General features: G+C 52.3%; 14 protein-coding genes. 1 reads left to right on the top strand and 13 read right to left on the bottom strand.

Translation table 11 applies throughout. From position 1 onward, the window contains the following. Nucleotides 1-87: 87 nt before the first annotated feature. Entirely contained in the window at nucleotides 88-444 is a 357-nt protein-coding gene (locus C7386_RS13655; RefSeq protein ID WP_080552315.1) for a TnpV protein, read from the bottom strand. Between C7386_RS13655 and C7386_RS13650 the strand changes: the two genes are divergently transcribed. Further along, the gene (locus C7386_RS13650; RefSeq protein ID WP_318261177.1) at nucleotides 431-1,198 is read left to right on the top strand and encodes a hypothetical protein; all 768 of its coding nucleotides are present in this window, start codon (nucleotides 431-433) and stop codon (nucleotides 1,196-1,198) included. The genes C7386_RS13655 and C7386_RS13650 overlap by 14 nt on opposite strands. A 96-nt stretch (nucleotides 1,199-1,294) precedes the next feature. Here C7386_RS13650 and C7386_RS03540 read toward each other — a convergent pair whose 3' ends face one another. Genes C7386_RS03540 through C7386_RS03485 form a run of 12 tightly spaced genes read right to left on the bottom strand, consistent with a single transcriptional unit; the run spans nucleotide 1,295 to nucleotide 14,080 of the window. Further along, nucleotides 1,295-1,510 (bottom strand): transposon-transfer assisting family protein, encoded by a 216-nt coding sequence (locus C7386_RS03540; protein WP_116704854.1) that lies wholly within the window; start codon nucleotides 1,508-1,510, stop codon nucleotides 1,295-1,297. 1 nt (nucleotide 1,511) lies between these two features. Continuing rightward, complete coding sequence (locus C7386_RS03535; protein WP_116704853.1) at nucleotides 1,512-4,880, bottom strand: LPD28 domain-containing protein; 3,369 nt, start codon at nucleotides 4,878-4,880, stop codon at nucleotides 1,512-1,514. A 6-nt stretch (nucleotides 4,881-4,886) separates the two neighbouring features. Continuing rightward, nucleotides 4,887-5,165, bottom strand: coding sequence for a hypothetical protein (locus C7386_RS03530; protein WP_004798047.1), 279 nt, complete (start codon nucleotides 5,163-5,165; stop codon nucleotides 4,887-4,889). Then, complete coding sequence (locus C7386_RS03525) at nucleotides 5,162-7,261, bottom strand: type IA DNA topoisomerase (RefSeq protein WP_116704852.1); 2,100 nt, start codon at nucleotides 7,259-7,261, stop codon at nucleotides 5,162-5,164. The genes C7386_RS03530 and C7386_RS03525 overlap by 4 nt, the downstream gene beginning before the upstream one ends. Then, nucleotides 7,242-7,934, bottom strand: a complete 693-nt coding sequence (locus tag C7386_RS03520) for a hypothetical protein (RefSeq protein WP_003526248.1) — start codon at nucleotides 7,932-7,934, stop codon at nucleotides 7,242-7,244. Before C7386_RS03520 ends, C7386_RS03525 begins: the two co-directional genes overlap by 20 nt. Further along, nucleotides 7,931-8,125 carry a hypothetical protein gene (locus C7386_RS03515; protein WP_116704851.1) on the bottom strand — a complete coding sequence of 65 codons (195 nt, stop codon included), beginning with the start codon at nucleotides 8,123-8,125 and terminating at the stop codon, nucleotides 7,931-7,933. The genes C7386_RS03520 and C7386_RS03515 overlap by 4 nt, the downstream gene beginning before the upstream one ends. Then, nucleotides 8,122-8,883, bottom strand: coding sequence for a DUF4366 domain-containing protein (locus tag C7386_RS03510; RefSeq protein WP_003526243.1), 762 nt, complete (start codon nucleotides 8,881-8,883; stop codon nucleotides 8,122-8,124). The genes C7386_RS03515 and C7386_RS03510 overlap by 4 nt, the downstream gene beginning before the upstream one ends. Continuing rightward, complete coding sequence (locus C7386_RS03505) at nucleotides 8,876-9,130, bottom strand: DUF4315 family protein (protein WP_003526242.1); 255 nt, start codon at nucleotides 9,128-9,130, stop codon at nucleotides 8,876-8,878. The genes C7386_RS03510 and C7386_RS03505 overlap by 8 nt, the downstream gene beginning before the upstream one ends. A 29-nt stretch (nucleotides 9,131-9,159) precedes the next feature. Next, on the bottom strand, nucleotides 9,160-10,896 hold the full coding sequence (locus C7386_RS03500) for a CHAP domain-containing protein (RefSeq protein ID WP_116704850.1): 1,737 nt from the start codon (nucleotides 10,894-10,896) through the stop codon (nucleotides 9,160-9,162). Next, nucleotides 10,889-11,272 carry a DUF3851 domain-containing protein gene (locus C7386_RS03495; protein ID WP_007045772.1) on the bottom strand — a complete coding sequence of 128 codons (384 nt, stop codon included), beginning with the start codon at nucleotides 11,270-11,272 and terminating at the stop codon, nucleotides 10,889-10,891. Before C7386_RS03495 ends, C7386_RS03500 begins: the two co-directional genes overlap by 8 nt. Then, a complete protein-coding gene (locus C7386_RS03490) occupies nucleotides 11,269-13,668 on the bottom strand; it encodes a VirB4-like conjugal transfer ATPase, CD1110 family (RefSeq protein ID WP_116704849.1) in 2,400 nt (799 codons plus the stop codon). The genes C7386_RS03495 and C7386_RS03490 overlap by 4 nt, the downstream gene beginning before the upstream one ends. Then, complete coding sequence (locus C7386_RS03485) at nucleotides 13,625-14,080, bottom strand: PrgI family protein (protein WP_116704848.1); 456 nt, start codon at nucleotides 14,078-14,080, stop codon at nucleotides 13,625-13,627. Before C7386_RS03485 ends, C7386_RS03490 begins: the two co-directional genes overlap by 44 nt. Nucleotides 14,081-14,093 lie beyond the last annotated feature (13 nt).

Genomic DNA, 14,093 nt, shown 5'->3' with positions numbered 1-14,093 from the left:
AAGAAAAAGCAGAGGATGTATGCGCTACATTCTCTGCTTCATCTATGGATTGGATCTGCTCCGCTTCGGAGAGGAACAGGTTTAGGGTCAGCTGTTGATAAGCTCCACCATCAGGATCTCCTCTGCCTGGGCTTTGCAGGTGTTCATCAGGCCCACCCACTTCATGGGATCGCTGGCTTTCAGTTCCTCGGTGGCTCCCGCTTCCTTCGCCAGCTGGGGCATCATCTGTTCCAGTCTGCTCTGGGCGGTCTCGTCGATCTCGATGAGGTGCGGGTACAGCTTCTCGCTCAGCAACATCTGGTTGTAGAGGATGGGACGGTGTTCTTTCAGGTAGGTTTTCCTCATCCTGCCGTACTTGCCCAGGGATTTCTCCGGCTGCTGGCTCAGCTTCAGGTCGGGAATCTGATAGTCTCCGTTCTGGATGTAGGTCATGGGATTGTTCATCTTGCTTGCTCCTTTCTTGGTTGGCTTCGCGCTCTGCATTTCGGACGGTAACGCCGATCTGCCGCAGCACCTGCTGGTTGATCTGGCTGACCGCTGTTCCCAGCGCCCCGATGGTGGACGGGGTGTTGAAATCAAAGATCGCCATGAAATCTTCGTGGTCGAAGTAGCGTTCCGGCTCCAGTCCACAGCGGGACATCAAAGCGTAAGTGATGCTGACGGTGGCGGCTGCCTTGAACTGCACTCCGATGTTATACTCATCATATTCCTCCAAAAAGGAACCGTCAACGATATAGAAGAAGTCCTGCTGATGCTCCGTCCAGTATTCCTCGGCCAGTTTTCCGGCTACCTCCGTGAGCTGTCCGGCAAGATCATCACCGGAAACATCATAGGTGCGCTCCAGCATGGCCTGCACGGAATCCAGATGGCGCTCCTCCAACTGCCACAGCCAGGGAGTGCGGGAATGTTCACGGGTTCCGGTGTCGGAAATGTCAAAGACATAACGCAGGCGAGGTCTGTCCCCGGAATCATCCACCAGAGCGATTCCCTTGGAACCGCGCCTTACATAACGGCCCATCTTTTCATTCCACAAATCGTACTCCGCACAGGCGGTGGCGTCCGGTCGCTGGGCATAGATCATCAGCTGCTCATGGAACGGGTACTTGTAAAGGCGGGAAGCAGTAGTGAGAAACCCTGCCCATTCCTGCCAGCTCCCCGTGAGCTGTGTTGCCACCTTGTCCGCCATCTGTGCATATAGTTCAGCTTTGGTTGGCATAGTGTTCTGTCCTCCTTTCAGTTTTGGGGTAAAGAGGCGGGGTGGCAGATCGCCACCCCATCCCTGCGGTTATGTTGTTTACTGGTCAAAATCCGGGTACAGCTCCAGTTCGGCAAACTTCTCATCAGTCATCGCACAGAGCTTCGTAAGAGCGCTGTCGGTCAATTCCCTCAGTTCCGTTTCCTCCGGGGCCAGCTCGCCGCGCATCTCACGCAGGCTGTCGATCAGTCCGGTGCGGCTGCCGGTATTGTAAATGCACATCAGGTTCATTTCCTCAAAAGTAAAGTTTCCCATATCAAATCTCCCTTTCCGCACTCTTTTTTGGCGCTATCTTTTTGTGTTCTGCCTTGGGCTGGCTTTTCAGCTGATCCACAACGGACTTTTTCTTTTCCCGTTCCTCCCGATGGGCAGCGGCAGCCAGATCCATCAGGGAAATGGGCTGACCGCTGCGGGCCTGCTGTTCCAGCTCTGCCACCGTAGGCTCTTTTGCGCCATTGTTGATGATACCGTCGATCATGCCGTAATCGTCCTCCACGGCCATCTCCGCATTTTTCAGCGGATTTTCCGGCAGGAATCCGGGGATCTGGGTAAAACCAACGCTGTCGCAGTAATGACGGGATACCTTACCGTCCTGCCTGATCGCAACGATGTCGCTGACGCTCATGGAGGGACTGTGAAAGTCCACGGGCTTTTCCAGATTGAATTGCTGATAGAGTTTTTCCAGCTGCTCCGGCACGGTGCCAGACTCCCTCAGAGGAGCTGTGTAAATGAGGTCATAATTGCTGCGGTCTATGGAAATGTCATGGGACTTTAACCAATCCAGATTCATAAAGCGCACATTCTGCGGATCGTCACGGCTCACCTGATAGATGGCAAAGCAATCTCTGTTCTGAGCAAGAAATGCCTGTTCCCGTTCCTGCTGATGTTCCTGGCGCTCCATGACCTTTTCGTGGAACTGAGGGCTTTTCTCCCATTCCTCATGGTCCACACCGAAAAGACCGCCATGATCCATGATTTCCTGCGGGTCAAACACCATGCTCTCCGTGTTATCTTCATGGAGGACATAGACGGTCAACCCGGCAGCGTCCAGTTCCAGCGCCCGTTCTCTGGTAACAGGGAGCATCCCGTCATAGGAGTAACCGTATTCCTGCATATCCGGTGTGGAGACCTGCTCATCCGGCGTTGGGTATTCATCCAGCGCCTGCTCCTGTGCCTCCGGCAGCTGGGAAGAAGCAATCATCTGACTGGCCTCTGCCTGCATCTGCTGATAGGCCGCTTCCTGCAAGGTCTCGATCATAGACAGGGGAGCGTGTCTAAGCGAAGTGCTGTCCAGATCGTTGTCATCACAAATCTGGAGAACTGCATTTTTGCGGGAAAGCTCCGGCATATCCAGCTGACCGCCATCCATCTCTTTCATGGACGCGGCATCATAAAGGGTATAGTCCCAGCCGCTGTCACAGGGCTGGATATGAAGATAGGTGGCATCGTCGATCAGAAACAAAGCCTCCTGCTGGTTGGCGTCCGCCCCCAGCACCTCCATTTCCGGCATGGCCGCAGCCAGTTCCTTTACCGCTTTCTGTACCAGCGGATTGTCACGGTAATAGTCGATTGCCTGGATGGTATCCAGATCAATGGTCTGCCCGGTCAAAATCGGAAAAGGTCCTTCATAGTCGCTTCCGTCTTTCAGCTCAAAACCAATTCCTTTGATCCCGTTCATTCGCTCTGCCGGAATCTCCTGATAAATGCGAACCGCTTCCTCCAAAGACAGGTTATCGTGGTATTCTCCGAGGTTTGGAAACTCCATGCACTCTGCTACATAGTAGGTCAGATTGCCGGTCGGCTGCTCTATCGGGGCGGTTTCCGGCTCTGCTTTTGTATTGGGGTCAATTCCACGCTCTTTGCAGATTTCCTTATAGTGGCGCTCAATGTCACAGATCAAAGTGCCGGAGGTCTTATTGATGGTCTCCAAACTGGCTCTCAGCTCTTTCAGTTCCTTGCCCTGACTCCAGCTTGCAATATAGCCGAAGCTGTTTTCTCCGGTCTCGATGCCAAAATATTTGCAGACTGCGTAGGAGATGCTTTCAGCCTCCACTTCCTCCGTGTGGCGGTCTTTCCTATGTTCTTGCAAAAACTGGGTGAGGGTAGAAAAGCCGCCAACAAAATTCAGCCCTTCTTCCTCGGTCAGCCTCAGGCGTCCATCTTCCGCCAACTCCAGCGGCTCTGTCAGCAGAACGGAACCTGCATGGTTTACAACCACTTGTTCTTCTACACAGACCGGCTCTCCGGGGTCGTAGTCAGAACCGCGCAGGTCATAGCAATAAACGCCCTCCGGCAGATTATCACGGACAATCCGCCCATTGGAGAACAGACCGGGTTTATCAAACAGCTCGATTTCCTGATATTGCTCGTCATTGGCAATCTGAATCTTTTTCTGATTGTGGAGCTTGCTGTGGGCAATCTCGTGTACTGTGGCCGAAACCGTCTGCACCTCGCTCATGCCCTGGCGAATGGCAATTTTCTGATGATCGGCAGAAAAATAGCCGTCCGTATCGGCGGCCATTGCTTCAAAAGTAATCGGCACCGGTGCGCTGCGGCGCAGGGCCTCCATGAATGCCTCATAATTTGGCACATTGCCGGAAAGGGAGGAAGCAAGCTCCGGCAAAGGTTTCCCGTCGGTCTGGCTCACATCAAAGACCTTGACCGGACGAAACATGGGGATTTCGATTTCTTTTTCCTCTGTGACGATCTTTCCGTCTTTATCCAGAATCGGAGCCTTGGTATCCGGGTCCAGCTTCTGCTCCTCGATTTTCTTCTTATACGGTGTGGGGGCGATGATGGTAATGCCACGCTCGCCCTTTTTTACATGACGCTCAAACTGGTCTTTCCACTTATTGTATCCGGCTACCAATGTAGCGTCCGGCTTCTGCATATAGATGAGCATGGTGTTGTTTACCGAATAGCGGTGGAAGCGGGACATGACGGACAGATAGCGCATATACTTTTCACTCTCAAACAGTTCTTTGATCCCCTGCTCGATGCCATCTGTGATTTCCCTTAGCCGCTCTCGGTTGGTGGGTTTGTTCTCAGCCATGATTTTCAATCTCCTTTCCAAGTGTGTGATTTCTGCTGTGTGTTCTGCAATCCATGCCTTTTGTTCTTCTTCACTTTCATAAAGAAAAAGGTCCAACAGGTACTCTACATAGGTTTTTTTCTGGATTGCTTCCACAAAACGGGGGTGCGGTTCTTCCTCCGGTGTCCGGGGAGAATTGTCGGCCTCCCATTTTTTCAGCAGATAGTAGTAATCGGACAGTACGCGATAACACCGCTGCCGGTCCTCCCGAAATTTCTGTGCCTCGTTTTTCTGCCGGACATACCTCCTGCGGGGAGGGGCCTGACTGTCATAGATCAGGCCAAAGTCCTGTGCCAGTTTCTCCGCCGCTTCTTTTGAGGAGAGGTCAAAGAGCTTTGCGATAAAGTCGATCACATCCCCATCTTCACCGCAGCCAAAGCAGTGGAACCGCTGGTCTACCTTCATGCTGGGGTTCTTATCATCGTGAAAAGGACAGCAGGCCATGCCATTTCGCCTGACTTTTATCCCATAAAACTCTGCCGCTTCTCTGGTGCTGACCGACTGCTTGACTGCTTCAAATACATTCTCTGCCATGTGCCTTTAACTGCCGGACTTTTTCACAGGGGGCTGGTATCCGGCGGCTTTCGCACGCTCACTGGCAGCTTTGCGGCGTTCTGCGCTGTATGGCTCCCTGACTGATACACACCGCTTGGGGACGGTAAAGTTATGGGCGTCCTTTCGGGTGATCTGGTCGGGGTGCTTTTTTGCCAGCAGTTCCAGTTTCTCCATCAGGCGGGGATCGTGGGTGTAGACCTCAGCCATTGGTTCTGCCTGGTTATAGAGGAGAATGGTTTCCCGTTCCACTAAAGAGAGCTTCATCGGCTGCCTCCTTTCCGCTGGTCAAATTCCAGCTTGAAATTGGCATACTGTCCATCGTCCTCCAAAACCACAGTGGCATCGTAGGTCTTGCCGGTTTTCTCCGAATATAACCCCGTCACACGGACACGGCCATCGTTCAGCAGCGCAGACACCACAGCCTTGGTCGGCTGTTTTTTCTTGGCAGCCCACCATTTGTTGTTTTTCCAGATTGCAAATTTGCAATCTTTGTTCTGACAGAAGAAGCCTTTTTGCAATTCTGCAACTTCACCGCCGCAGCGAGGGCATTTGCCCACCACCTCACGGGGCGGCGTGAACAGGTACTCCGTTCCCTTGATGACCTGATAAGTCCCCACCAGATCTTTCAGCATGGTGCTGATCCCGGCCAGAAACTCCTCTGGGGCAAGCTGCCCGCGCTCGATCTCTCCCAGGCGGTACTCCCACTCGGCAGTCAGAAGCGGCGATTGCAGCTGTTCCGGCAGCACTGTGATCAGGGAAACTGCATCGTGGGAAGGAAGAAGCTGCACCGTTTTCCTGCTCTTTTTTCGTTCCAGAAAACCGGCAGATACCAGCTTTTCCAAAATACTGGCACGGGTGGCCGGTGTCCCCAGACCTTTTCGCTCGGCATCCTCCGGCATATCCTCTTTTCCGGCAGTCTCCATCGCGGACAACAGGGTGTCCTCCGTAAAGTGCTGGGGCGGACTGCTTTTGCCTTCTTTGACGATTGCCGCAGAGACCGAAAGGGTCTGTCCTTCAGTCAGCTCCGGCAGGGCTTTCTCTGCACCCTCTTTTTTCGGCTCTGCATCCTTCATTTTGGCACGGTAGGCGTCCTCCAGTGCTTTCCATCCGGGGTGCTTCACCGTTTTTCCTTTGGCAGTAAACTTCCTACCGGCACACGTTGCAATCACAACGGTTTCCGAATAGATATGGGGCTGGGCCACGGCACACAGCAGACGCAGGGCCACCAGCTCCAGCACCGCTTTTTCTCCCGCAGGAAGGGCAGAAAGGTCTGCATCCTTGAGATTTCTGGTAGGGATTACTGCGTGGTGGTCGGTTACTTTCTTGTCGTTGATGACCGTCTGCGGATCACAGGTAATGGCGATCCCTTTGCGAAATGGCATAGCATTGGCAACCAGATTCACCAGCACCGGCAGGCTGTCTGCCATATCACCGGTCAGATAGCGGCTGTCAGTACGGGGATAGGTGCAGAGCTTCTTTTCATACAGGCTTTGCAGATAGTCCAGGGTCTGCTGGGCTGTAAATCCAAGCAGGCGGTTGGCATCTCTTTGCAGAGTAGTCAGGTCATAGAGGGCAGGCGGCTTTTCGGATTTTTCCTTGCACTCCACTTTTTTGATTGTGACAGCTGCACCCTGACAGGCTTCTTTCAGCTGCTCTGCGCTTGCTCGGTCACTCATGCGCTCCCCGGATACGGTAAGACCGGGCAGCTCCAGCGCCACGGTATAAAAGGGAACCTGCTTAAAGGTGTCGATCTCAGCTTCTCGCTGAACAATCAGTGCCAGCGTTGGGGACATCACGCGCCCGATGTTGAGGGTGCGGTGGTACAGCACGGAAAAAAGCCTTGTGGCATTGATCCCCACCAGCCAGTCGGCCTTGGCACGGCAGAGAGCAGCATCCCGAAGTCCATCATAATCTACACCTGGGCGCAGGTTTGCAAAGCCCTCCCTTATGGCGGAGTCCTCCATCGAAGAAATCCAGAGCCTTTTCATCGGCTTTTGGCAGCCTGCCAGCTCATAGACGCTGCGGAAGATCAGCTCGCCCTCGCGTCCGGCATCACAGGCATTTACTACCTCCGTCACATCCGGGGCGTTCATCAGCTTTTTGAGAATATCAAACTGCTTTTTCTTGTCCTTTCCCACCACCATCTGCCAATGCTCCGGCAGGATAGGCAGGTCATCATATCGCCACTTGGCATACTTGGAGTCATAGCTGTCTGCATCCGCAAGACCGGCCAGGTGGCCCACGCACCAGCTGACACGCCAGCCGTTACCCTCCAGATACCCATCCTTACGAGCAGTTGCACCGATTACCGTAGCCAGACTTTGTGCAACCGATGGTTTTTCAGCAATCACTAAATTCATAATCTTCAGCCTCCCATTCTTCCCGCACAGGCGTGTGCAGTTTTTTCTCTATGCTGTTTTCCTCATCCAGTAGCAGGTTATAACCAAACCGGTAGTCATAGCGGTACAGTTTCCCCAGCAGGTCATTGATGATGATACGGCAAGCCAAAATGACACGGGTTTTATCCACCTGCATCAGCTGGTAGCGTTGATAATTGCTGTAATATTCTTCGTGACGGCGGGTATTGCAGGCGGCATCTTCAAGTAAACTATCTACTGCATCCTGACAACCATCTTCTTTTTCCCCTTCCATGCAGTTCAGAAGTTCCATCATCAAAGGAAAGCTCTGTTCATCCATAGGAGCTTCTGCTGCAAGAAAACCGATCAGAGCGGATAAGAGCAGATGAGCCGCCGTCTGTTCTTGTTCCGTCAAAACGGCCATTGTTTTCTCCGCATTTGGCAGGATCTTTTCTTCCACAAAATCTGCCGCGTCACCGGAATAAAGCTGACGGATAGAATCTATGGACAATGAAACTGTCATGGTATCTAAGGAGAAATCAAAGGGGTCATCCTGCTTTGGCTTTCTCCAAAGTTTGTTTAACATGGTAGAAAGAATGTCGCCGCCAAAATACACAGCAATCACAAGCAGGTCAAAAACAGCAATCAGCTTGATAAATATAATCAGAACACTCATTTTTTTCGTTTCCTTTCTTTGAGCCAGCGTTCCATCTCACGATGGCAGATACCTACGCAGGGACTTCCATAACTCCCGCAACCATAGCAGGGGTGGTTGCGGGATAAAGAATGAGGACGGGAAGTTTCCCTCCCGCCCTCCGGCCTGCGTGTCATCATGCGTTCATAGGGACTGTCTGTGAAACGGGTCATTTCACGCTGTCCTCGTCATCTTCTTCTGTGCTGCCCCCATCAGCGTCCGGTTCGTCCGACTCCTCATCCTCGGTTTCCCATTCCTCGGAATCCTCCTCGCCATAATCATAATCGTCCAGACTGTCATTGCCCTTGGTCTTAGGTTTATTCTTCATGAGCTTCATGTAGGCAAATACGCCACCGCCGCCCAGCAGAGCCAGCAGAAGAATCAGCGCAGCCGGATTTAGTCCGGCAGGCGTCTCTTTTTCCGGCTCCGGTGTTTCTGCCGGAGGTTCCGGTGCTTTGCCCGTACATTTACTCTTATCAGTTGCGCAGACCGGGCAAGCCGTATTGACTGCCCCTGCTTCACATTTTGTCGTGCAGCTACACACAGCAGCCGGCTCCTCTTTGACATTTTCATCTTCCATCAGTGCCATCAAATCCGCTTCATCCACCTGGTTCAGAAAGTGAACAGCAGTCTTTTTATCCTCATTAGCCCTGTCGATCAAAATGTAAAAATAGTTGCCAGCCTTGGTAGTAACGGTAATGAGCTGCTTATTGCCACCAAAATCATCCACCAGAGCGGCATTGCCATCTGGTGTAAGTGCCGGTGCCGGTTCTGTTTCTTCCACAATCACATTGCTGTCATTGGTAGAATCCTCTGCCGGTGCCGCCGGAGCCTGTTCTGACCCCTGTGCAAAAGCAGGGATCGTAAAGCCAAATGCCACAACCATTGTCAGGCAAAAGGCGGAAAGTGTTTTGCAAATTCTTTTATTCATAAGCGGTAGCCTCCTGATTATTTGATTCCGACAGTGCTGTATCTCTGCCGTGGTTCATTCCACCGGAAAGCATAGCGTTCAGCTGTGCTGGAGTCATGCGTAACGCACGAACCATCTGAACGATCTCCAAATTTTCTGCCTCGGTTTTCTGTGCTTCCAGCGCCTTGAGCTTTTCCTGATACTCTGCGATCTTCTCGCGGACCTTTGTAATCTCCTGGTCAATGCGCTCAATTTTGTTCTTTGCCATCGTCTATCACTCCTTCTTAAAAATCTCTGTTACCAGTTCATCAGGCCGTAGCCCTTAATGCTTTGATAATTCAGGTCATAACTTTTGATCTTGCAGGCATCGCCGGAATTTCCCTCCACGGTATAAACACGGCTGCCATCCGTACCGATCACGATACCTACATGGTCTGCTGTCCCATCCAAATCCCAGTCAAAGAAAATTGCATCTCCGGGAGCCAGATTGTTATAGCCTCTTGCACCCCATTGTCCATGGGACTGGAACCACGGAACGCCCTGCCACTCACAGCCTGCAAAGCGCGGTTCACTTTTTCCTGCCTGGTTATAGCACCAGGATACGAAGCAGGCGCACCATTCCACACGGGAGTCAAAGCCGTACCAGCTCCAGTAGGGATAACCGCCCACATTGCCCACCTGACGCTTGGCCAGTTCCACCAGCTGAGGATTGCCGGGGCGGGTACCGTTAATGAACTGCACACCGGACAGATCTTCCGAGCCGCTGGTATCAGGGGAGCCGCCGCCAAACAACAGCGGCTTATTGCCCATGGTCTGCCGGTAAACCTGATACATTTTCATCTGCTCCGGGGTCAGAAGCTCCGACACCACAGCGGAAATGGGCTTGCTGGCGAGTTTCACATTCAAAATGTAATACTCATAGGGGACTTCTTCTGAGGTGGTCTCGCCGGTCTCCGGGTCGGTGGAGGTCTCCGTGCGGTAGCGAATCTCCACTTCCTCAGTAAGCGTCAGCTGATACTGTGCTGCAAACACACGCGCCAGCTCTGCCTGAGCGCTCTGCCGGGTGTAGCCTTGCAAAACGGCAGACAGAAATGCTGCCAGCTCATGAGGGTCATGGCCGATCATACCAAGGTCATAGCGATACTCGTCATACCCTGGGTGGCTGCTTTCTATGTTGTCGATTTCCTCCTGCAACTGGGCTTCTCTGGCTGCATAATCTGCCTCCACCGCCAGCATTTCCGGGTCATCCGACGGATAGGTGGTGCCGGAGAGAACGGAACCGATGCTCTGCGCCATCATGGAGCAGGAGGACATGGTATTCATCAGCATACAGGTAATGAGGAACAAAACCCCTGCCATCAGGAAACCCTTCTTGTGGCGCATGACGAATGCCCCTGCCTGCTGTACCTTTTCTTTTACCGTCCTTGCGGCTTTTCCTGTTTTGGATGCAGCCTGGGCAGTATTTCCAGCAGTCTGACCGGCATGTTTGGCGGCGGCATACTGCTTTTTGATGGCCTGCTTTTGCTGCCAGCGGGAAAGTGGATTGCTGGCAAACTGGGGATTTTCCTGCAAAGATTTCTGGTACAGAACATTTACATTTGCCTTTTCCAGTTGGCGCTCTGCCTGTGCTGCTTTGCGGTACGGCTTCAGCTTGTGGCTGCGATAGCCCTCCCGCACCAGATAAGCGCCGGTCTCCACCGCTTCCTCGGACTTGTGGGCGCTTTCCACGCCCACATTGTCCTGTTCTGTTTCCCGGATCTCTTTGTGGAGCTTGTCCACAACCAGATGGACGGGAGCTTCCTTGACCCCTTGAGAAAGTTTGGAGGGTGGCTTTTTCTTGTCCTCAAAGGTCAGCTTCGAGGTCTTTTTTCCGGTATCCGGGTCGATGACCGTCTGCCTGACCTTTTTCTTTGGGATATTGGCCTGCGCCTTATCTGCTCTGGCCGCAGCTTTCTCCGCTTTACGGATCGGCTTTTCCAGTGCAGGGTCAGACCGTTCCTCATCAGTAAAGCGCAGGCGCGGCTCCTTATTCAAACCATTCTCCCAGCATGAGGGAGGACATCATGTAGTGCAGCTCTGCATAAATGGCCATTCCCACAGGATCGTTGAACATACAACCGGACAGGTAGGCGTAAAACTGTGCCACCACATCGGACAGGATTTTCGCTTCGGTTCCTTCCAGAACCAGACCACCCATACCTTCCTTGGCACGGATGGTGCTCCAGACCTCTGCCAGACGGAGCAGCCCCACCTGACCGGTCTCATTCAGTTCGGCTGCCTGATCTGCCGCCGTGCGGCACTCACTTACCGCATCGGCCATGACCGTAAGCAGCTGGCTGCGCTGGGCATTTACCGCCCTGTCAAAAAACATCAACGGGTTTTGATTCAAAATGTTGGGGTTCATCATCATTCATCCTCCTTTTTCAGTTCCTGGGGTTTGGTGGTCATAATGCGGTAAAGCTCGGTATTCTTCGGGAAGTGGTCCACGAAAGGCAGAATTGTGGAGCCATAGAACAGCAGGCCCTCGCCCTCACCGGAGTGGGTCACATAGCTAAGCTGGTGTGTGGAAATGCCCAGCTGCTTGGCAAGTATCTGACGGTCTCCGCCTGCCTGGTTGAGCATATACACGAAGTCGGAGTTTTCAAAGATGTTCTCTACCTCGCGGCTGCTCAAAAGGTCTTTGACATTCTGGGTAATACCTGTCGGAATACCGCCCCATTTACGGAATCGCTTCCAGATTTCCACCGTATAGGCAGCGGTCTGTTCCTCCTTCAAAAGCAGGTGCATCTCGTCGATATAGTAACGGGTGGACTTGTGGGCGGCACGGTTAATGGTAACACGGTTCCACACCTGATCCTGTACCACCAGCATACCGATTTTCTTAAGCTGCTTGCCCAGTTCCTTGATGTCATAGCAGACAATGCGGTTGTTAATGTCCACATTGCTCTGGTGGTTGAACACATTGAGGGAGCCGGTTACATAGATTTCAAGGGCCGTAGCGATATACTGAGCTTCCTTTTCCTCCTGTTCCCGAAGCAGGTTATACAGATCCTCCAGTATGGGCATATTCTCCGGGCGCGGGTCATTGAGGTAAGTCTGATAGACCAGACGCACACAGCGGTCGATGATGGTTTTCTGCACCGGCTGCAAGCCCTCCTTACCGCCCACGATCAGCTCACACAAGCTGAGAATAAAGTCAGACTTGAGGGACAGCGGGCTTTCATCATCCGAGTAGTCCAGGTTCAGGTCCATCGGATTGATGTAGTTGGTGGAGGTAGGCGAGATCTTGATGACCTGCCCATGCAGACGCTCCACCAGAGGTGCATACTCCGCTTCCGGGTCACAAATGATAACATCATCACTGGTAAGCAAAAAGCAGTTTGCGATTTCTCGTTTTGCGCTGAAGGACTTACCGGAACCCGGCGTACCCAAAATCAAGCCGTTGGGGTTTTTCAGCAGCTTTCGATCCACCATGATGAGATTGTTGGACAGGGCGTTGATGCCGTAGTACAGAGCTTCTTTGCCGTTCTGGAATAATTCCTGTGTGGTGAACGGTACAAAGATGGCCGTAGAACTGGTGGTCAGTCCTCGCTGGATCTCGATCCGATTGAGTCCCAGGGGCAGACAGCTCATCAGCCCTTCTTCTTGCTGGAAGTCCAGCCTGGTCAGCTGACAGTTATACTTCTGGGCAATGGAGCCTGCCTGGAAAATGTTGTTGCCAAGCTGACGGGGATTGTCCGCTGTGTTCAGCACCAGAAAGGTCAAAAGGAACATTCTCTCGTTGCGGCTCTGCAAATCCTGCAAGAGTTTTTTCGCTTCACTGCCGTATGTGGCAAGGTCAGAGGGAATGATGTCCATGTCATATCCGGCGCGGACTGCTTTTTTCTGTTCCTCAATCTTACTGCGGTCAAGGTCGGTAATCTTGCGCTTTACCGTTTTGATGGCTTTCACCTGATCCACCGACTGAATGTGCATACTCACAATGAGCGAGCTTTCCATATCCAGAAAATCAGCCAGCAGACGGTCATTCAGCTCCGGTGCGAGAATCTGCAAAAAAGAAACAGCCCCGTATTTCTTGCCCATACGGAACTGCTTGCCGGTGCGGAACTCAAAGGAGCTTGGTGCAATAAAATCCTTTGTGGACAGACCGGAAGGGGCCAGCCAGTCCCATTCAAACTGAAATGGGAGCTGTTCGTCCATGTGGAATACTGCATGAAGCTGAGAAAGCCTTTCTTTACCGTCCAGCGTTCTGGCAGCTACACCAAGACGCTTGAAGTTATTAAGTATATCGGTCTCAATACGCTCCAGACGGGGCTTGGCAGCTTTGATGCTGTCTGCGTCGATACCAAAAGTCAGGTATTTGGTCTTGATGAGACCGTTGTTACCTCTGGCCAGCTGATTTTGCAGCATTGTGGTGTATTCCTCGCGGATACTGTCAAAGGCATCCCTCTGGGGCGGGATGGAAATGGAGTTAGCAAAGGTCTCCTCCGATGCCGCAAGGTTCAAAAAAGACAGCTGGAAATGAATCGAGCTGTCAAAATAATTGAGGAAATCACACCAACCCTCAAAGATTGCCGTCTTATCTTCGTTTTGGGAGAGCTGATAGTTGATGTCCTGAAACTGAATGGTCTTTGTGTAGTGGCTGTCCGATATGCGGCAGATTCCGTCCGGCCACATCCGTTCATAAGGGATACTGTCCTGCGCAGATTTTCCTTTTTTGTCCGTGCGGTTGGCGCGGACAATGGCCGCTTCGATCTGCTTCTTATCGGCGCGAGACAGCTTTTTCTTTGTCTTTACCGGCTGCACAGTTTTTTCCTCGGTTTTCCCGAACATCCGATGCAGCCATTTTTTTATTGCGGTGAACAATGTCATACACCTCCTTATCGAGCATTTCCTGCCGCTTTAATACGGCATAAAAGTTATTGGTCTGGTAGGGACGCTGCTTGGGACGGATCACAGCTACTTTGAGAATGTTGCCCACGATCTTTTCCAGGGGCTGTCCATGCTTTTCGTACATAGCCATCATAAAGAATGGCAGCATAACCAGCATCATACACATAGCCGCTACACTGTTTCCGGTAGGTTTTCTGAGCAAAAAGAAAAGCGGTACGCCAATAAGCGCTCCGCCCGTGAAGCAGATAAGCTGCCGCTTGGTCAGATTGAACATGACCTTTGTTTTGACTTTTGTTAAGTCCTTGGGTACGGGTACATAAGCCAATGTGGAAACCTCC

Source organism: Agathobaculum butyriciproducens (assembly GCA_003096535.1).
Taxonomy (GTDB): domain Bacteria; phylum Bacillota; class Clostridia; order Oscillospirales; family Butyricicoccaceae; genus Agathobaculum; species Agathobaculum butyriciproducens.
This window is presented reverse-complemented; position numbering and strand designations above follow the sequence as displayed.